The following is a 19,321-nucleotide window of genomic DNA, read 5'->3' as shown; positions in this document are numbered from 1 at the left end:
ACCCCTCATAGACGATGAGGTTGATAGGTTCGGTGTGGAAGCGCGGTAACGCGTGGAGCTGACGAATACTAATCGGTCGAGGACTTATCCACACATTTAGCAAATGATCATGCAGATCCAGTTTTCAAGGAATGAGAAAGCCATCCGAGCAGGATGGTTTTTTTGTGTTAGTACAACTAAGGATATGCTAAAAACAATGGTGTAGCAGAGGTGAGGCCAGTCGGAAAAATTCCGATTGGCCTTTTTGCAATCAAACCGCCAGCCACCAAACCCCTGCGCATTCCGGCAAAGTCACCAGCTTTTCCACAACGACTCTGTCTGCAAGTTCATCCCCAAAGAAAAATCTTGCTTGCCGTTCTGCTTCTTCCAAGTCTGCAAATCGGTAGTCCAAACGAATCCATTTGTGAGAGAAGCCGTATTTGTTTTCCAACAAGGAATAGTACTGTGTAAGAAATTCGGGCGGATGAGGTGTTTCATATCCGGTCCCCATCGTCTCCATGATGACGATCGTGCCACCAGGACGAAGCACGCGTTTCATCTCCTGAATGATCTTTTCAAGATTGAGCTCGTTGTTGGGAACTTCAGAACTGGTGAGGTAACAAACCGTCCATCCCGCTACGATGACATCTGCACTATTAGCGTCTGCGGGAATTTCTCGATGATCCGCTACGTTTGTTTTCCAATTGGAAAGACCGGCTTGCGTCAGCTGTAGTGCATTCACTTCTAGCATGGCAGCGGAAGCATCGAGAGCAAGAATGGACTTGGCATGAGGGGCAAGCACAGAGGTAAGTCTACCTGAGCCAGCTCCCAGATCGATCACGTCCCGTCCTTTGATGGGGGTGATTTCTTCGATGACAGCGAGCAGACTTGGTTGTCTGGAAATCATCAAATCGTACTGTTCCGCTTGATTTTTATAAATTTGTTCGTGGTTTGGCATCGTTCACCCTCCAGTTACTTGATCGTACTGGAAAATATCGTAAAGCTTCACGCCACGTGAAGGTCAAGAGATAGAAAAAAGGATTCCGCCTCGCAGTCGTATGAGCTACAGGGGAATCCTTCTTCTTTTTCATTTAAGAACGGACAGAAATTAAATTCTTCGCCAGCGCTACCATCTGATCATGAAGGGTAGGGTCTAGTTGATTGCTTCCCGTGTGGTACGCGAGATGATACAAGATTCCTTGATCATAGAACTCCATCTCATGGGCGTTTGTGACGATCAGATTTACTGCGTGATTTTTATCATCGTACTTGTAAAAGTTATACACATAAGAGCTGTTTGTCGTGATGATATGATGATAGAAAGTGATATCGTCAGTCAGTGGCTCAACGCGCATGACGTTCCCAAATGAATCCAGTCCAGAAGCAGATGGCTTCACATGGGCCAAGGGGTTTTCATCTGTCTCTGTCATACGAACGATGAAGAAGTTTTCCGTAATAGGGACTTCGTTAGCCTGCTCGTATGTCAGCTGTAGCTGGTGTCGTGTTTCTTTTTCGGAGCCTGAGGAGAATGAGACGAGATAGGCCAACTCTTTTTCGACAGGAAAAGGCAGCTTCGTTCTATCCACTAGCTTGATTCTGCTTTGGAGAGACGAAGGCAATAGCGGTGTCATTTCCTGAATACTCATCGGCCGGTAATGCGTCACGTTTTCAGGATCTTGGGTCAGTCTGTGAATTTCGCTCTGGGCAAAAACATCTCCGCCAGCTTTTACGAGACCAGTGGAAGAGGAGCAACCGACAAGCAATAGAAACAGGCTCACTGCAAGGAAACACACAACTTTTGGTCGAAAATTTCTCAAGTCTTTCCTCCTATTATGCCTCCGCCCCCTTCGTTTGATTGACGAGACGAAGCATCTTATTCCCGATGTTGATTGCTGCTTGGATAATGTAGCCAGTCGTAAACGACAGCACGACTGTTCCGTAATAAATCGGGCCATCTAACAGGAAGCTTGCGCTAAGAAACATGCACGCCAGCAAAATTTCTGTCCGTCTGAATGTCCACTTTAATCTTTTCGACATGACCAGTACAAATGCCTCTTGGGGGGCTGTGCACACTTGCGTACACACATACAGCCCGATACCGCTGCCGATGCAAATGTTTCCGAGTGCCATGGTCAGAAGCGGCGGCAATGAACGGATAGCAGCCATGAGCGCATCGATGGACCCGATTAAATCGACAAAGATGGAGATCAGCACCATGACCAAAATGGCACCGACAGTAATATAGCTGCGATCCATGAAAAGGACGATGATGACAAAGGTCAGGTTAATGGCAAACATCCAGAAGCCAATCGATATCCCGAAGTTTTGATACAGGGCAATAAACAGAGAATCATACGGGCTAAGACCAAAAGATGTAATGGTCGTCATCATGTTGATCCCGAGTGCCAAAATCAATAAGCCTACGATAAACAAGAGATATTCAAATTTTAAGCGAATCACAAAACTCGACTCCTTTCCTTCTACATAAGGAGAGCATAATATGTGGAACGCTTTTCAGAGCAAGCGGAATGTGTTTTGATGTATGTAATAATTACTGATTCGACTTAGAGGAGCAATCTGAGTGGCTAATATAAGAGAAATCGCGAAATTGGCAGGTGTATCCGTTTCAACCGTTTCCCGTGTGCTTAACAATCATCCGTACGTGAACGAGAAAAAACGCGCGGAGATTCTCAAGATTATTGAAGAACAAAATTATGTTCAAAACAGTAATGCGGTCCACCTCTCTACCGGAAAAACGATGGTAATCGGTGTGACATTGCCTCTCGTCAACAATCAGTACTACAGCTCCATTATCGAAGGGATTGCAGCAGAAGCGGCTCAGCATCATTACAAGCTGATGGTGTGCCAAACAAATAACAACCCCGAGCAAGAACGCAGCGTTTTACACTTGCTCAAAAATAAAAAAATCGATGGGCTAATCATGTGCTCCAGGTCCAGCTCTTGCGAAACGCTCAATGAATACGCAGGATACGGACCTATCATCACTTGTGAAGCAAATGATACCACATCTGTTTCAAGTGTTCATATCGACCATTATCAAACGTTTCGGATCGGGATGGAGTATCTGATGAAGAAGGGGCATCGCCGGATCGGGTATTGCATCGGCAGAAAAAACAGCTTTAACAGTCAGCATCGCAAGCGTGCCTATTACGAAAAGCTGCGTTCGATTGACGTGACACCCTCTCCTGAGTGGTCATTTGAAGAGTGTTTAACGATCCAAGACGGCAAGGATGTCATGGGAAAATTGCTGCAAACAGAAGAGCGGCCGACAGCAATGATCGTATCGTGCAATCATATAGCGGCAGGGATCATCAAAGAAGCCAGCAGATTCGGGATTAGTGTACCGGAAGACTTAGCCGTAGTCGGTTGCGATGATCAGCCGATCGGAGAACTGCTAGAGATCACCACCGTCTCCAGCTCCAGTACGTTGATGGGAAAATATGCATTTGAGATGCTGCATGAGCGGATTTGGACTCAGCAATTGGATGGGAAAAAGGAAGAGAAGGAACTGTCGCCCGTATTGGTAGAGCGACTGACGACGTAAAGCTTGAAAGATAGCACAGTTGATCAAAAAAATGCCAGTGATCTCCCGCATACTAAAGAAAAAATAGGTGAAGGAAGTCAAAGATGGACACGTACAAGCGGATTCAGGACGCGATTGATTATGTAGAAGAGCATCTTCAGGAAGAAATGAACATCTCAGAAATTGCTTCCAGGGCGCATTTCTCTGCGTTTCATTTTCAACGGCTGTTTCAGGCAATCTCAGGCTTCAGTGTACAGGAGTACATTCGCAAGCGCAGATTGTCGGAAGCTGCACGTGCGCTAAAACAGACAAGTGACAATGTGCTCGAAATTGCTGTGGCCTATCAATACCAGTCGCAGGAAGCACTGACACGCGCTTTTGAGAAGCAGTTCGGCATTACACCTGGAAAATATCGCAAAGAAAATCGATCGCTGCCCTACCAAGCCAAAATGGACTTCTTGACCTTTCGCCAAACGATCAAAGGAGAGATCACGATGAACAAACCGACGATCACGACATTGGACGAAATTTTAATCATTGGACGCAGGTTCCGGACGAGCTTGCAGGATGAAAAGTATTTCACGGACATCCCGGGCTTCTATCAAGCGTTTGGCAGCAATCAAGATTTTCTGCGGATTCCGAATAAAGCGGCGGCAGACATGTCGTACGGAATCTCCTGCGAATTTGCGGATGACGGTAGCTTTTCCTTTGTTGTAGGGGAGGCTGTGCATGGCTTTCCGGAAGAACTGCCTGAGGGCTTCATTTCACTTGCTCTGCCTGCGGGGAAATATGCGGAGTTCAAGGTGAACGGGGACGTCGATCTCGTGCAAAACACACGCAGGTACATTTACGGGACGTGGTTGCCGAATTCGAATTACGAGAGAACAGAGGGACCCGATTTTGAAGTGACAGATGTGTGGGGCTCTCGTTTCCCAGATGCAATAAAGATGAGCATCTATATTCCGCTAAAATAGCCACTGGCTCGCGAATTTTACATGACCTTCACACGCCATCCATTCCAGCTTTATACCCGTTTGCTACAGTGTACATGTAAGAGCGAATGTACAGGAGGCGGGTAGGGTGGAAGTGCGGATTGAGCGCGTCGTAAGAGATGATTTTGCGGAAATGATCACGTTGGCGGATATGACATTACCCGATCGAATGAACTTGCATGAGCTGAAAAAGTATATGGAGCTGTTTCCTGAGCTGATTTTCAAGGCGACCTATAACGGCCAGCTCATCGGTTTTAGCTGCGCCGGCATTGATATGTATCAGACGACTGGCTGGCTTCTGTTCAGCAATGTGCGCAAGGAGTTTCAAGGCCAAGGCATCGGCAAGCGACTAATCGAAGCCAGACTGCAAGCCCTGCGCCAGTTCCCGACACTTCGCACCGTGCAGGTTACGGTGAGTGAAACGAACGAATCCTCTATTCGCGCCTTGTCTGCCTATGGCTTCCGTCTGGCTCATGCTGAGCAGGATTACTACGGGCCGGGCAAGCATCGCAATTTGATGGAGCTGCCTATTTTGCCTATCATTCAACCAGAAAAAATAGAGTCGTCCATCGTGACTACCTAGGTGGAATAACTAAAGCGGAGGAGCTAAAGCCTGCCGCTTTTTTTCATTGGTTGGTACCGATGCTGTAGTGGGGAAGAAGTGCATTTCCAGTCTACGCTTCGGCCTACGCCCCGCAAAGGGGATTGACTGTCCGCTCCGAAATGAATAGCGGGAGCGCTTCAAACCAGAAAACGCAAATGCGTTTTTGTATGTGATAAAAGCTGAAATTCCCCGCCATTTATTCCGAAGCTGGATAGGGCTCCAGAGGCGCTTGGACTGGAAATGCACTTCTTCCTATGTGGCTTTGGTGAACACCTTGAGAGTGATTCAAGAAGTGTAGCAAGCAAGCAAGCTTCTCTGTTCTAGCTGATAAAACGGTTTAAAAAACGAATGATAACATTGCTGTAAAGAAGTACTGCCATATGTTTGGAAGGAGACCGCCCGAACGAAGAGAGGATATAGGCGACTGGAAAACATGTGGCAGGGCTTCGGACTCCACATCTGTTGGAAGACAACCATAATTATCCCTTGTCCTTAATCAACACAGCCGCCAACACCTGCTGCCCAAACGCAGTAATCTGAGTTCCTTGCTTCTTAACTCCAATCGAGACACATCCAGCGCGTTCCAGCACGGTCAGCTTGTGCCTGATTTGGGCTTCAGTCAAGCGGGTAGGACTCTCCATTCTCGCGAGCAGGGCACTGCGTCCAATACGTTCCTGACGCTTGTAGCAATCGGACAGCACTTGCAGGATCGCTGCGTAATCTACCAAGGAGCCTTGCCTGGACAAATACCGGATTGTATCTTCCAGCGTATCATCTCGGTGAGAGAGAAGTGGCTGAGTAGAGACATGCCCCGCAAAAAAACGCTCCGGCAAATGAGCCAGCTCCACCTGATTCCCCTCTGCGATGACGACTGCATAGTGAATGAAATTTTCCAGCTCGCGAATATTGCCTGGCCAATCGTAACGGAGCAGCTGTTCCGTCACTTCCCGTGAGAAGGACAGACGCTGCTTTTTTTTCTGCAAAAAATAATCGATCAGCACCAAAATATCCTCTGGACGATCACGCAGTGGCTGGATGTGCAACGGCAGGACGTTCAGTCTGTAGTACAAATCCTCGCGAAACGTCCCTTTTTTGACCATTTCCATCAGGTTGCAATTGGTAGCGGCGATGACGCGGACATTGACTGGAATGACACGATAGCCCCCTACGCGCATGACCTGCTTTTCCTGGAGAACACGAAGCAGTGACGCCTGGATGCTGAGTGGGGCATCCCCAATCTCGTCCAGAAAAATGGTCCCGTTGTGAGCCAGCTCGAATAGTCCCATCTTTCCGCCTTTTCGTGCTCCGGTAAAAGAACCTTCCTCGTATCCGAACAATTCGCTCTCAACCAAGCTCTCGGTCAGTCCTGCAAAATTGACGGGGACGAACGGACCGTCACGGCGCGTCGAGTGTTGATGGATGGCTTGGGCGAAAACTTCCTTCCCGGTTCCGTTTTCCCCTGTGATGAGAATCGTAAAGTCGCTTTCGGCCAGCTTGGTCGCCACTCGCTTGTTGGTCTGAATGGACGGGCTTTTGCCGATGATATTGTCAAACGAATACTTGGTCATCAGTCCGAGATTGGCACTTTTCGTCCGTATTTCCTGTTCGATCTGCTGTACCTTCGTCACGTCCTGAAAGGTAATGACCGCGCCAAGAAACTGATCATCCAAGAACGTGGGAATCTTGGTAACCAAGAGGTACAAATCGCGGAATTCCAATACTTGCTTCGTTACTTCCGTGTGTGACTCGACTACTTCCAAAATGAGAAATTCGGGAATGACCTCCGCTACATTTCGCCCGATACAAGTTGCTTCAGTCATATGCAAAATTTTCTCGGCTTCTTTGTTCAGCACAGTGATATGCCCTGTGGCATCTGTGCCAATGATGCCTTCATGAACGGCATTTAAAATGGAGCTCAGCTTTTCATTCAGCTTCCGTTCATTGTGTACCGAGTTGGTCAGCTTGCGCCCGATATGGACGAAATCACTGATGAAATCAGCCGTGTACAGGTTTGCCTTATCCGGAGACAGATCAAGCAGGCGCGAAATATCAAAGATCGTCGTCAAATCCAAAGGGCGGTGCCCCAACTCAATGACGTTTTCAAAATGAGCAGGAATCAGCTCCCTGAGCCCATGACAGACTGCGACATCTATTTGATCTTTTTCAGGAAGCGGAGTCTCGGTATCGGGTACGTACGGCACAAATGCAAGATGAGAGAATCCGAGATGAAACAAGAGCTCAATCGCGCCTTCTACCATTTCGATGGAGTTGGAAACAAATAGACAGCGTGTTCCTGGCGGCAAGTCCATGAGTTGATCCAGTTTGTTAATGTCAATCGTGCGCCTTGCTAGCAGCACGGGGATGTCTGACGGAGGTACTGGCTGATCGTGCAAGAGACTCGTGTCCGAAACGAGGATGAGATCAACTTCATCGTACACACTCGGGTGAAGCCGTTCTTGCATGTGGTTTCGAATGATGTCCAAGCGGTCGCCGAAAAAAGACGTGAGCGTGTTTGCAAACAGCAGACTGATCGTCTCCAGCCGGGTCATCAATAAGATGCATGGGTTCTGTTTTATCATGATGCGACTCCTTTATATCTGCCGAATAGCTTTTTGATTTGGGTGGAAATATTGGAGGGATTATCAACAAAAAACAACCTATATTATAACCTAAAAAATCTATAATTGTTCAGAAATGCTTAACTTTTATAACAATACAGTATTGGCACAATTCTTGCTATACATCCGGTAGAGCAAAACGAGATACTAGAGATAGACATCAGGGAGGATGATGAATCGGATGAATCCGTTCGTATACATGGACGAGCATCGCGACGAAATAGTGCAAACATACAAAGATTTGCATCAATTGGCGGAGCCGAGCTGGCATGAGGAGAAAACGGCGAGATATTTGCAGGAACGCTTGGAGGCGGCAGGTATTGCCGTCACACGCTTCGAGGGGCACCACGGCTTTTATGCTGAGATTCCTGGAGAGAGTGCTGAAATCGTGGCTTTGCGCGCGGATATGGATGCACTCGTACAGGAAGTGGACGGCGTGGTGAGACCGAATCATTCATGCGGACACGATGCTCACTCGACACTGGCTCTCTACAGCGCCCTTGCTATTCAAGCAAGCGGAGTGGTGCCGCCGAAAACGATGCGCTTTCTTTTCCAGCCTGCTGAAGAGAAGATGGGCGGAGCCTTGCAGATGATGAAGGATGGCGCCCTGGAAGGCGTGACAAAGCTGATCGGCGTTCATCTACGCCCGGAAATGGAAGTGCCGTATGGTAGTGCTGCTCCCGCGATTTTGCATGGATCATCGAGCTCCATCAGAGGGACGATTACAGGCCTGCAAGCACACGGAGCACGTCCGGCGCTCGGAAAAAATGTTATCGAAGCCGCTTCGTTTTTGGTTTTTGCGTTGCAAAACATTCGCCTGCAAGACGGATGCTCTTTTTCTGTGAAGATGACTCAATTGCAAGCAGGGGGAGAAACGGTAAACGTTATCCCTGATCGAGCGACCTTTAGCCTCGATGTACGTGCACAGTCCAATGAAGGCATGGCAGAATTGCGGAGAAAAACCGAGCATGCCATGAGTCAGACAGGGGCTTTGACGGGCATGGATGTGGAGTGGGAATGGTCGGGAGTCACACCGGCAGCGGTCGCCAATGCGAACATGATCCAAGTAGCCAAAAAGGCAATTGGGCAAGTGTTGGGTGAGGACAAAATTGCCGATATATGTGTGACACCAGGCGGAGAGGACTTCCATTTTTACGCGATTCACCGCCCTGAGCTGGCTACCACGATGATTGGTTTGGGATGTGGGCTCACACCTGTTCTGCATCATCCACAGATGACTTTTCAGACAGATGCCCTGATTTATGGGGCAAAAATCATGACAGCTGCGATTTATGAAGCAGCCCAACATTCTTAGAGAACCGCTACATACGCAGGGGGTTACCTTATGACAGAGAGCAAGCAACTAAAAAAGAAAAGCTTATTTCGGTTAGACGCCTACGTCCTTTTGTTTTGCATCTTACTTCTATGTGCGCTGGCTACCTATGTGGTCCCCACAGGAGAATTTGACCGTGTAAAAAACGGCAATGTGACGACGGTTGTCCCGGGTAGCTATCATGCGGTGGAGCCGAATCCTACGGGCTTTATCGAGTTTTTTACCGCGATCCAGACAGGGATGGTCAAAGGCGCGCCGATCATCTTCCTCGTTCTGTTCACAGGCGGTGCTTTGGCTGTTTTGGATAAGACAGGTGCACTCAACGCAGCGATTCTAACCATGGTCCGAAAATTAGGAAATAGAGAGTGGCTGCTGGTTATTTTGATCACTTCCGTTTTTTCTGTACTGGGTACGTTGGGTGTCATCGTCAACTCCGTCATTGCTTTCGTTCCGCTGGGCATCATGATAGCGAGAGCGATGAAAATGGATGCGATCTTCGGCGTGGCTCTGATTTATCTGGGTGTGTATGCTGGATTCAATACGACCATTGCTTTTCCGGGAACGCTGGGCTTGTCCCAAGAAATTGCGGAGCTGCCACTGTTTTCAGGTATCGGCTACCGTACCATCATTTATGTTACGTTTGTGATCGTCACCATTTTGTACATCGGGCGTTACGCGCGCAAGGTTCGTCAAAACAAGAGTATCTTGGGGGACGAGCTCTTTCCTTCTGATAGTGGTTCAACTACGATGGAAGTAGACACGAAAAATGTTGATTTTACTACTCGTCACAAATTGATCCTGGCGTTTACGGGAATCGTTCTGATTGGTTTTATCGTCTGCACGATCTTGTTCAAATGGGACGTAAACGAGATGTCCGGAATCTTTATTTTCATTGCGATTGGAGTAGGCTTGCTCAACAAGATGAGCGGCAACGATATCGCCAAAACGTTTTTAAAAGGCTGTCAGGGGCTGATTTATGGGGCTTTGATTGTGGGTATGGCACGTGCGGTCACGGTCATTTTGGAAGATGGGAAGTTCCTCGATACTATCGTGTACGGGCTTGCTACCATTCTGGAGCCGCTCTCACCGATGGCAGGCGCGATTGGGATGTTCCTGGGAAGCGCCGGGCTGCATTTCTTGATTTCGTCCGGTTCAGGTGAAGCCGTTATGCTGATGCCGTTGTTGGCACCATTGGCTGACCTGATGGGCATTACTCGTCAGGTAGCAGTAGAGGCGCTGATGCTCGGAGAAGGTGTGGTCAACTGCATTAACCCGACCTCAGGTGTTCTGATGAGTATTTTGGCGATGAGTGGCATCTCCTACGGCAAGTGGCTGAAGTTCATGCTTCCGCTCACAGCGGTATGGACAGCTCTCTCCATTGTGTTTATCGTGATCGGGGTCTTGATTAACTGGGGCCCTTATTAATCCAACATTCGATAATAAGAAAGGCTTCGCCAACATGACTTGGCGGAGCTTTTTTCATCAAAATCCTTCACGCGCATAAACTGTGCAGCGACACATCATTTTCGCAGGTAGAAAGTGGGGAAGCTCACCATGAGTACGGAAAATCAAGTCGCTTTTGATTACCGGAAATACTGGGAGGATGATGAGGAAGACTTTGAAAAAACATTGGATGACATCTTCTCTTGTGCTAAAAAGCATGTCATTCTCTACACGAAGGTAACGGATGGGACAGAACCCCAGGTCGTCGACATGATCAAAGATCGCGACATCTTGCGTTACTTGAAAAAGTACAGTGATTTCACCATAACACGAACCGTTGAGCAGAAATATCCAGACCTGTCCTCTGCCAGCTTTTTGATTCTCGAAAAAAATCCCCCAACGGCTACATAGCTGTGGGGGATTTCCTTTCCTTTATTGACCAATGATGATGCGTTCTTTCGGATAATGGTAGCGTACGATTCGGTCATTGCGCTTCAAGAAAAGGAGCAAATTGATAATCCCGATACGTCCGATCATCATCGTAATAATCAGGATGAGCTTGCCGCCTATGCCCATCTGAGCCGTAATCCCGGTAGACAATCCGGTCGTACCAAAAGCAGAGCAGACCTCGAACAAGACGTGCTGGAAAGGTAAATCCTCCAGCCAGACGAGCAGCATGACCGACGTGAACACCAGGATAATCGCGATGAAAAAGACGATGAAGGAGCGCTGAATGTCCTCATCAACCAGCTCTCTCCCGAACACCTTTACTTCCTTGTAGCCACGCATGTTGGCAAAAACCGAGGCAATCAGGACGAAGAACGTCGTGGTCCGTATCCCCCCGCCCACGCTGCTCGGGGAGGCGCCAATGAACATCATCCCGGAGAGCATGATGAGTGTTGTGGTCGACAAGAGGCTGATATCCATCGTAGCCAAGCCGCCGCTTCGCGAAGAGACGGAGTGGAACAACGAATAGAACAGCATTTCATGCCAGGTCTTATCGGCCAAAAACTGATTCCGTTCAAAAACGAAAATGAGCAGGGCTCCAATGACGATCAAGGAAAAGAACGTCAGTGTCGTAATCTTGGTGAAAAGTGAAAAGGTGAAACGCACTTTTGCACGGCGATAGGAAAAATACGTTCTCAGCTCCACGAGTACGGGAAACCCGATCGCCCCACAAATAATCAAGATCATCACGATGGTCTGAAACACGTAATCGTGGGTAAAGTCGAGCATGGAATTTCCGTGCAGGTCAAACCCGGCATTGGTAAAAGCACTGACAGAGGCAAAGTAACCGTGGTAGAACGCGGTGTACCAGTCATCGTAGTAGCCGGCGTAAATAAAATGACTGCCTAACAGGATGGTTCCCACCAGCTCAATCATGAGCGCAATCACGAGAATATTGCGCATCAGGTCGACCAGACCGGACAAAGTGGACCGGTTGTGGTCCGTCGCGATCCAGATGCGCTGTTCCAGTCCGATTTTTTGACCCATGAGGATCCAGATGAACGTTCCGAGTGTCATGATTCCGACCCCGCCAACCTGGAAGAGCAACGTAAGAAACAAGATTCCCCACTGGTTGAAAACCTCATGAATGGTAATGACAGTAAGCCCGGTAACGCTGATGGCACTCGCCGCGGTAAACAAAGAGTCAATAAAAGAAAGAGAGACTCCCGGCAAGTGAAAAAACGGCAATGACAGAAGAAACGCTGAGATCAGGATGAGCCCAACGTAGGCGAACACGATGATTTGAACAGATGTCAATCGACGCTTTTGATTGGATGATAACAAAATAAATGGCCTCCTGAATGAGCTTCATGAGGATAATCATACCAAAAAAAGTTCGCAAGCAAAAACACTAAGAAAACACCCCTTGCCTGCGTGTAGCACCAAAGACAAGGGGTGTTCGTTCATCTACTTCTTATTGCGACGGAGGGCACGTCTGATTTGACCGCGAATCTCTCCATCCGGATTTTGCGTTGTGTGCACGTTTACATACGTTTGCCCGTTCTTCATGAGCCGAATCAATTCTGACAGGGGTCTGCCTTGCAAAGGACCAACCAGATCAGCTTGAGTAATGGAACCAGTCACAACACCCCGATTCACACTGATACCACGCGTTACAGGACCAAACAAGAATACAACAACAGGTCCATTTACTCCTCTGGCCCCAACATGAATATGAGCTTCCGTGAAATTCCGCAAATTGTTTACGACCAATCGAAAATCGAGTCGTTGTTTATTCTGACTTAATCGAAAGCTAGTAGTACCTGTTGCATTTGTTCGGACTGGCGGAACCTCTTCAGAGCCTCGCAAAAAAGCTCGAAACCTCAATGTCATAGTAATCACCTCCTACTTTCTACAATATTTTTATTGCTCATACATGGCTTGTACGTTTGTCCAACGCGGATTGAGCATGTACAAAAAGGGCTAGCGAAAAGATTAGTTGACAATGTATCCGCAAGAATGGTAAAGTTCAGAATGTATTTATTGGAAATTCAAAATATTAATGGAAAGGTGGGCTAGTCATGAAAAGAATTGTACGCATGGGTCATTCATACAACGGCATACATGACGTAACCCCACCATTGATACGAGCGTAGTATCGTTTTTTTGATCTCGTTAACATGGCGTAGGTTACATTTTTCGTAACTTGCGCTTTTTCTATTTTTGTTAAGGAAAAGGCATGTTGCTTACGGGCGATATGTCTTTTTTTGGCCTCTTTATAAGGTCACCCACCCAGCTAAAGAGAGGGGAGAAACACGGATGTTCTCGGTTTTGGCAAAGCTTGATTGGTTTTTCAAGGAGCATTGGAAACGTTATACGGTCGCTATTCTGCTATTGATTCTGGGCGGCTTATTGGAGATTATCCCTCCAAAAATCATTGGGGTGGCTATTGATGAGATTCACCTGGGGACGCTGACTGGCGAGCGGCTGGTATCCATTTTGCTGTTTTTCGGTGTATTGTCTGTCGCTATTTACTGGGTCAATTTTATCTGGATTCGCAAGCTGTTTGGGGGAGCTTTTCTGGCGGAGCGGACGTTACGGTCGAAGCTCATGACGCATTTTTTGCGGATGACGCCAACCTTTTATCAGCGCAATCGCACCGGTGATCTGATGGCGCGGGCGACAAATGACCTCAAGGCTGTCTCGATGACGACAGGCTTCGGGATTTTGACGATGGTGGACTCGTTATCCTTTACAGGGGCAATCGTCCTGACGATGGGCTTTTTGATCAGTTGGAAGCTGACCTTAGCGGCAATTCTTCCGTTGCCGTTCATGGCCTATATCATCAAGCAATATGGGAAAAAAATTCACGAGCGTTTTTCTACCGCACAAACATCGTTCGGCGAGCTGAACGACCGCGTGCTGGAATCCGTCTCTGGGGTTCGCGTGATTCGAGCTTACGTACAGGAGATGGCGGATCAGGAACGCTTTCGCCAAAAAACACATGAAGTGTATCAAAAAAATATCGATGTGGCGAGAATCGATTCGTTGATTGAGCCGACCGTCAAAATATTGGTTGGAATCAGTTATATGATCGGCTTGATCTACGGTGGATACCTCGTGTTCCAAAGAGAACTGACCTTGGGAGAGCTGGTCTCGTTCAACGTCTATCTCGGGATGCTCATTTGGCCGATGTTTGCGATTGGTGAATTGATCAATGTGATGCAAAGAGGAAGTGCCTCGCTGGATCGGGTCAATGAAACCTTGGCTTACGAAGCCGATGTGACGGATCACGACAGACCGGTTCATGTGGCGGTACCAGAAGTCATTCGGTTTGATTCCGTGACATTCCGCTATCCATCTGCGCAGGTTGACCAGCTAGTGGATGTCTCCTTTACTCTTGGGCGGGGTCAGACGCTAGGAATCGTCGGGCGTACGGGAAGCGGGAAATCCACGCTGGTGCGGCAGCTGCTTCGCGAATATCCGGTAGGACGGGGAGCCATCAGTGTTTCGGGAGAGGCGTTAGAACAGATCAGTCTGGATAACATCAAGAGCTGGATCGGCTATGTACCGCAGGAGCAGATTCTGTTCTCGAAGACAGTCCGCGAAAACATCTTGTTCGGGAACAACGAGGCAACAGAAGAACAATTACAGGAAGTGTTGAAGCAGGCAGCATTTGCTCGGGATGTGCAATTATTGCCCGAAGGCTTGCAAACACTCGTTGGTGAAAAAGGCGTAGCCCTTTCAGGCGGACAAAAACAGCGGGTGTCGATTGCCCGAGCTCTTTTGGTCAATCCGGAAATCTTGATTCTCGATGATGCCATGTCAGCGGTGGATGGCAAAACCGAAGCGGAGATGATCGCGAATATTCGCCGGGAGCGTGCAGGCAAAACAACACTGATCACCACACATCGCTTATCGGCCGTCCAGCATGCAGAGTGGATTCTCGTCATAGACGAAGGACGAATCGTTGAGGAAGGTACACATGCTCAGCTATTGGAGCTGGGCGGATGGTATAAAGAACAATTCGAGAAACAGCAGATTGAAGCGACGCTGACAGAAAGCGGGTGAATGAATGACGACGGGGAAAAGGCTAGTCCACTATGCAGCCATTTTTAAAAAGACGATTCTTCTGGCGATCCTGATGCTCTCCATATCCGTTGGGGCAGAGCTGACGGGTCCGTTTTTGGCAAAAAAAATGATCGATACGCACATATTGGGTATTGAATTCCCTTGGTATGAAACGGCACAGCATGAGAATTCCGTGCTGTACAAAGGGAAGTATTACACGAGACAGGACCACTTGGCAGCAGGGGAGAGCACAGGTGGGGAAGTTCGTGTTTTGCAGGTGGGACGCGACTATTATTTCTTGAATCAGGCGATTTCGTATGATGGGCAGCGCTCCATTGAGAATGGAAAGCTCGTCATTGTCAAAGGTGCGGATCGAGCAGAGTATCAGGTCACTCTCTTAAGCAATCAGGAGATATTCGAATTTTTCCGGCCAGAGACAAGGGGCTTGTTCACGCTGGCTGCTCTTTATTTCGGATTATTGGTAGTTGCTTCGCTTTTCCACTATGGACAAAAGTTTTTATGGCAAAAATCAGCGAATCAGGTCATCGAGAGACTGCGTATTGATGTGTTCGCGCATATTCAGCGATTGCCCATCCAATATTTCGATCATCTCCCTGCCGGGAAGGTGGTTGCTCGTGTCACAAACGATACAGAGGCAATCCGTGAGCTGTTTACGAATGTGCTCGGCAACTTCATTACGAGCGGGATTTATTTAATCGGTATTTTCGCGGCGCTGTTCTTGCTTGATGTACGACTCGCGCTCGTTTGTCTGGTCATTTTGCCAATCATGGTCGTGTGGATTTACTTGTACCGCAAGTACGCTTCTGCATTCAACCATGTGATTCGGGCACGCATTAGCGACATCAACGGGATGATTAACGAGTCGATCCAAGGGATGCCGATCATTCAGGCATTTCGCAGAGAAAAGGAGACGATGCGGGAATTCGGCGAACTGAACGAAGAGCTGTTCACCTATCAAAATAAAATGCTGCGGCTCAATGCGACCGCTTCGTTTAACCTGGTTCAGTTCATCCGCAATATCGCGTTTGTGTTGTTCATCTGGTATTTCGGCGGTGCCTCCCTCGGGATAGGTACACTGCTCTCCCTTGGTGTCCTCTACGCATTCGTCGATTATCTCAATCGCTTATTCCAGCCGATGACGCAGATCGTCAACCAATTGGCGAACCTGGAGCAATCGCTCGTCGCGGCGTCGCGTGTGTTTGAGCTGCTTGATGAAGAGGGTGTTGACGTTGATCCTGCAAAGGTTCCTTGCTATCAGGGGAATGTCCGCTTTGATGATGTTTCTTTTGCCTACAAAGACGACCAATACGTGCTGAAAAACATTTCGTTTGAAGCTTGGCCTGGAGAGACAGTGGCACTGGTTGGTCACACAGGCTCGGGAAAAAGCTCGATTATCAATCTGTTACTCCGTTTCTATGATGTAAACAATGGAGCGATTATGATTGATGGGCGCAATGTGCAGGAGTTTTCCAAACAGCAGCTTCGTCAGCATATGGCTATTGTTTTGCAGGACCCGTTTTTGTTTACAGGAACGATTCGTTCCAATGTCAGTCTGGATGATCCGTCGATTTCACCGGAAAAAGTGGAGAAAGCCTTGTGTGATGTAGGGGCAGACCAACTGTTCCGCAGTCTTCCGCAAGGATTTGATGAACCTGTTATCGAGAAGGGCAGCACGCTTTCACTCGGACAGCGTCAGTTAATTTCGTTTGCGCGTGCTCTCGCGTTTGATCCGGCTATCCTCATTCTGGATGAAGCGACTGCCAGCATCGACACGGAAACAGAGGGCATTATTCAAAATGCACTTGAGGTGTTGAAAAAAGGGAGAACGACCTTCATCATTGCTCATCGCCTGTCTACGATCAAAAATGCAGATCAAATTCTCGTACTGGATCGAGGCAGAATTGTAGAGCGTGGAAAGCATGAGGACTTGATGGAGAAGCAAGGCAGGTACTATCAGATGTATCAATTGCAGCAAGGGAACAAAGAAGCGCGGGTGCAAGAGGCAGTAGGAAAGCACGGAAACGCCCCAGCTCTGACCTAGTTTTTTCTACTCTTTTTGCCTGCTGAACGGTAAGATAGAGCATATGGACTTTTCAGGAGGGATCATCATGCCACATCTTATCGTTCGAGGCATTCAAGCCGAACAAATGGCAACGATTAGCGAACCGCTTGCAGTGGAGCTTGCTGCACTATGCCAATGCGGCACGGACAATTTCACGATCGAATGCTTACAGACGACAGGCGTTTTTGGCGGGAAAATCGTGGAGTCGTTTCCTTTTATCGAAGTAGCGTGGTTCGAGCGTGGGCAAGAAGTTCGTGACCAGTTTGCCCAGATTGTAACGAAGCATGTCCTATCTCTTGGCATTCCAGAAGTAGAGATGGCATTTGTCGCTTATCAAAAAGAAAGCTATTATGCCAACGGAGAGCATTTCTAAAGCGAAGCCGACAGGTGCTGTCGATTTCCCGGGAAAGAATCAAGACATTCGACAAGAGTACGAACAAACAAATGAATGCAAGCATGGAATAAGGGTGTTCCTTCCAGAAGTACGAGATTTTTCGTACGAAACGGGTGGAACACCCTTTTTATTTGTATAGCCAAAAATTTCTAAAATAGGTGTCACAAACAAAAGATGCCAGTTGTTATTCATAGTGAGAGGAGGGCAAACAGTGGAAAAAACAGAGATAGAGCGCCTGCTGATTGAGATAAAAGCAGGTTCTCTTGAGCAATACGAACTCATTATCGATCACTATCAACAACCGATCTTTACATACTGCTATCACATGCTCGGTCATCGCCAAGATGCGGAAGACGCTGTCCAGGAAGTCCTGTTTCGTGCCTACGAGCATCTTGACCAGTATACGTACTCACTGTCATTTTCTGCATGGCTGTACCGGATCGCTTACAACCATTGTGCGAATGTGCTAAAGCGCAGGAAATTAAGCCGCGTATTGCCCTTTTTGTACAACCGTGATCAGGATGGACGCAATTATGTCGAGGAGAGCATCGACAGCAATTATTTCGGGGAGCCGCTCGAGCGTATTTGGAAACGGCTGTCTGCCGAGGAACGAACACTCATGTTCCTACGTGTGCTAGAGGAAAGAGAGTACGAGGAAATCGCGGAGCTGCTGGACAAAAAGCCTGCGGCGCTGCGTAAGCAATTCGAACGCATCTTAAAAAAGTGCAAACGTTATCTGCCAACGACGGGAGGGGTGCTGAATGATGGACAAAAATCCGTTTAAGCACATGCGAGATATGCTGGTAGCGAAGCCAGTCCCGAAGGTCGATGTCAAACATAAAGTCATGGCAGCAATTCGTGCCAAGGAAAACAAGGAGGAAAAAGTCGTGAAAAAGAAAATTGGCTTGCTAGTCACCGTAGGTATGCTGGTAGGAGCGTCTTCCGTATGGGCGGGGATGGAAATGATTCAGTTGAAAAATGAGAAGGGCGAAGTAGTGCTAAAGCTTAAACAAATGAGTATGCAAGAACAGCAACAAAAGATGCAACAGCTACCCCCTGACATAAAGGATCAGATCAAAAATCGAAATGCAGAGATTTTTAAACAGTTGGATACGGGGGAACAAATCGTCAATGGATTAAAACCTGGCGAAGCGGTTGCCATTTATTGGCAGCTGACAAAACTTCAGTTGGAATCAAATCCAAACAGTACTCCGTTCGTAGATGTACGATCCAAGCCTTTTACCTATACAACGTGGAAGGACATGGAACAAAAGGTTGGCCATCTGTTCAAGGTGCCGACAGAGATGGGGACCGATTTCAAGTTTGTAGCAGGTGAAGCGATCTATCTTCCAAGTGACAAGTATGATGAGAAAGCGATGAAAGAGGAACAAGAAAGAACGAAAAAAGAATACGTGGTACAAACAATTCCATTATCAGACAAGCTTCGTGATGCAGAGATTGAGTACAAGGGCCAAAAAGGGAGTGCTTTCTTACAAGTTTCCATCCTGGGTGACAAGAATAAAAGTGGAGGTACACTTGCGGAGAATTTGGAGAAAGTCATGATTGGCGACAATGAAGCCGTGTACTCCACTTTCGCACCTGAAAATGGGGACACCGTTCACTCTTTGGAATGGGTGAAAAATGGGACAAATGTAAACTATAGCCTGAGAGCCAAGATGAGTGTAAGCACGAAAGAAGAGCTGCTGAAAATGGCGGAACAAATCAATCAAGCGAAATAATGGAAATTCCCTCATCGTGGGTGCTATGCCATGATGGGGGTTTTGAAATATATGTCACATTCAGGGAATCCCGA

17 protein-coding genes and 1 rRNA gene are annotated in these 19,321 nt (G+C 47.8%); 12 read left to right on the top strand and 6 right to left on the bottom strand.

Annotated features, from left to right (window positions below; translation table 11 throughout):
• Positions 1 to 92: ribosomal RNA gene (locus FB479_RS24080) — 23S ribosomal RNA — on the top strand; the annotation flags it as partial.
• Positions 93 to 250: 158 nt separating this feature from the next.
• On the opposite strand, the gene FB479_RS24075 is transcribed toward FB479_RS24080, so the two are convergent.
• From FB479_RS24075 to FB479_RS24065, 3 genes are all read right to left on the bottom strand, one after another.
• The gene (locus tag FB479_RS24075) at positions 251 to 937 is read right to left on the bottom strand and encodes a class I SAM-dependent methyltransferase (protein ID WP_106654081.1); all 687 of its coding nucleotides are present in this window, start codon (positions 935 to 937) and stop codon (positions 251 to 253) included.
• A 133-nt stretch (positions 938 to 1,070) separates the two neighbouring features.
• Positions 1,071 to 1,796, bottom strand: coding sequence for a hypothetical protein (locus FB479_RS24070; RefSeq protein WP_142066960.1), 726 nt, complete (start codon positions 1,794 to 1,796; stop codon positions 1,071 to 1,073).
• A 13-nt stretch (positions 1,797 to 1,809) separates the two neighbouring features.
• Positions 1,810 to 2,439 carry a YczE/YyaS/YitT family protein gene (locus FB479_RS24065; protein WP_106654083.1) on the bottom strand — a complete coding sequence of 210 codons (630 nt, stop codon included), beginning with the start codon at positions 2,437 to 2,439 and terminating at the stop codon, positions 1,810 to 1,812.
• Positions 2,440 to 2,560: 121 nt separating this feature from the next.
• Between FB479_RS24065 and FB479_RS24060 the strand changes: the two genes are divergently transcribed.
• From FB479_RS24060 to FB479_RS24050, 3 genes are all read left to right on the top strand, one after another.
• Complete coding sequence (locus tag FB479_RS24060) at positions 2,561 to 3,544, top strand: LacI family DNA-binding transcriptional regulator (RefSeq protein WP_142066959.1); 984 nt, start codon at positions 2,561 to 2,563, stop codon at positions 3,542 to 3,544.
• An 83-nt stretch (positions 3,545 to 3,627) separates the two neighbouring features.
• On the top strand, positions 3,628 to 4,497 hold the full coding sequence (locus FB479_RS24055; RefSeq protein ID WP_142066958.1) for an AraC family transcriptional regulator: 870 nt from the start codon (positions 3,628 to 3,630) through the stop codon (positions 4,495 to 4,497).
• 106 nt (positions 4,498 to 4,603) lie between these two features.
• Positions 4,604 to 5,098 (top strand): GNAT family N-acetyltransferase, encoded by a 495-nt coding sequence (locus FB479_RS24050; RefSeq protein ID WP_142066957.1) that lies wholly within the window; start codon positions 4,604 to 4,606, stop codon positions 5,096 to 5,098.
• 500 nt (positions 5,099 to 5,598) lie between these two features.
• Here FB479_RS24050 and FB479_RS24035 read toward each other — a convergent pair whose 3' ends face one another.
• On the bottom strand, positions 5,599 to 7,698 hold the full coding sequence (locus FB479_RS24035; protein ID WP_142066955.1) for a sigma-54 interaction domain-containing protein: 2,100 nt from the start codon (positions 7,696 to 7,698) through the stop codon (positions 5,599 to 5,601).
• 220 nt (positions 7,699 to 7,918) lie between these two features.
• Between FB479_RS24035 and FB479_RS24030 the strand changes: the two genes are divergently transcribed.
• The 3 genes from FB479_RS24030 (at position 7,919) to FB479_RS24020 (ending at position 10,924) form a co-directional block, all read left to right on the top strand.
• The gene (locus FB479_RS24030) at positions 7,919 to 9,052 is read left to right on the top strand and encodes a M20 peptidase aminoacylase family protein (protein WP_142066954.1); all 1,134 of its coding nucleotides are present in this window, start codon (positions 7,919 to 7,921) and stop codon (positions 9,050 to 9,052) included.
• A gap of 30 nt (positions 9,053 to 9,082) precedes the next feature.
• Positions 9,083 to 10,495, top strand: a complete 1,413-nt coding sequence (locus tag FB479_RS24025; RefSeq protein ID WP_106654089.1) for a YfcC family protein — start codon at positions 9,083 to 9,085, stop codon at positions 10,493 to 10,495.
• A gap of 129 nt (positions 10,496 to 10,624) precedes the next feature.
• Positions 10,625 to 10,924: a hypothetical protein gene (locus FB479_RS24020; protein WP_255438587.1), complete on the top strand. Its 300-nt coding sequence runs from the start codon at positions 10,625 to 10,627 to the stop codon at positions 10,922 to 10,924.
• Positions 10,925 to 10,945: 21 nt separating this feature from the next.
• Here the strand turns inward: FB479_RS24020 and FB479_RS24015 are convergent, their stop codons facing one another.
• Positions 10,946 to 12,304, bottom strand: a complete 1,359-nt coding sequence (locus FB479_RS24015) for a TrkH family potassium uptake protein (RefSeq protein ID WP_106654090.1) — start codon at positions 12,302 to 12,304, stop codon at positions 10,946 to 10,948.
• A gap of 123 nt (positions 12,305 to 12,427) precedes the next feature.
• Positions 12,428 to 12,853 (bottom strand): CHRD domain-containing protein, encoded by a 426-nt coding sequence (locus FB479_RS24010; protein WP_106654091.1) that lies wholly within the window; start codon positions 12,851 to 12,853, stop codon positions 12,428 to 12,430.
• A 426-nt stretch (positions 12,854 to 13,279) separates the two neighbouring features.
• Here FB479_RS24010 and FB479_RS24005 point away from each other — a divergent pair, with 426 nt between their 5' ends.
• From FB479_RS24005 to FB479_RS23985, 5 genes are all read left to right on the top strand, one after another.
• The gene (locus FB479_RS24005) at positions 13,280 to 15,031 is read left to right on the top strand and encodes an ABC transporter ATP-binding protein (protein WP_142066953.1); all 1,752 of its coding nucleotides are present in this window, start codon (positions 13,280 to 13,282) and stop codon (positions 15,029 to 15,031) included.
• Between the two features lie 4 nt (positions 15,032 to 15,035).
• Positions 15,036 to 17,093 carry an ABC transporter ATP-binding protein gene (locus FB479_RS24000; RefSeq protein WP_142066952.1) on the top strand — a complete coding sequence of 686 codons (2,058 nt, stop codon included), beginning with the start codon at positions 15,036 to 15,038 and terminating at the stop codon, positions 17,091 to 17,093.
• A 67-nt stretch (positions 17,094 to 17,160) separates the two neighbouring features.
• Positions 17,161 to 17,487 carry a DUF1904 family protein gene (locus FB479_RS23995; protein ID WP_047073417.1) on the top strand — a complete coding sequence of 109 codons (327 nt, stop codon included), beginning with the start codon at positions 17,161 to 17,163 and terminating at the stop codon, positions 17,485 to 17,487.
• 232 nt (positions 17,488 to 17,719) lie between these two features.
• Positions 17,720 to 18,292 (top strand): RNA polymerase sigma factor, encoded by a 573-nt coding sequence (locus tag FB479_RS23990; protein ID WP_142066951.1) that lies wholly within the window; start codon positions 17,720 to 17,722, stop codon positions 18,290 to 18,292.
• Complete coding sequence (locus tag FB479_RS23985) at positions 18,270 to 19,247, top strand: DUF4367 domain-containing protein (protein WP_142066950.1); 978 nt, start codon at positions 18,270 to 18,272, stop codon at positions 19,245 to 19,247. The genes FB479_RS23990 and FB479_RS23985 overlap by 23 nt, the downstream gene beginning before the upstream one ends.
• The last annotated feature ends 74 nt before the right edge of the window (positions 19,248 to 19,321 follow it).

Source organism: Brevibacillus sp. AG162, assembly GCF_006715575.1.
GTDB classification, from domain to species: domain Bacteria; phylum Bacillota; class Bacilli; order Brevibacillales; family Brevibacillaceae; genus Brevibacillus; species Brevibacillus brevis.
This window is presented reverse-complemented; position numbering and strand designations above follow the sequence as displayed.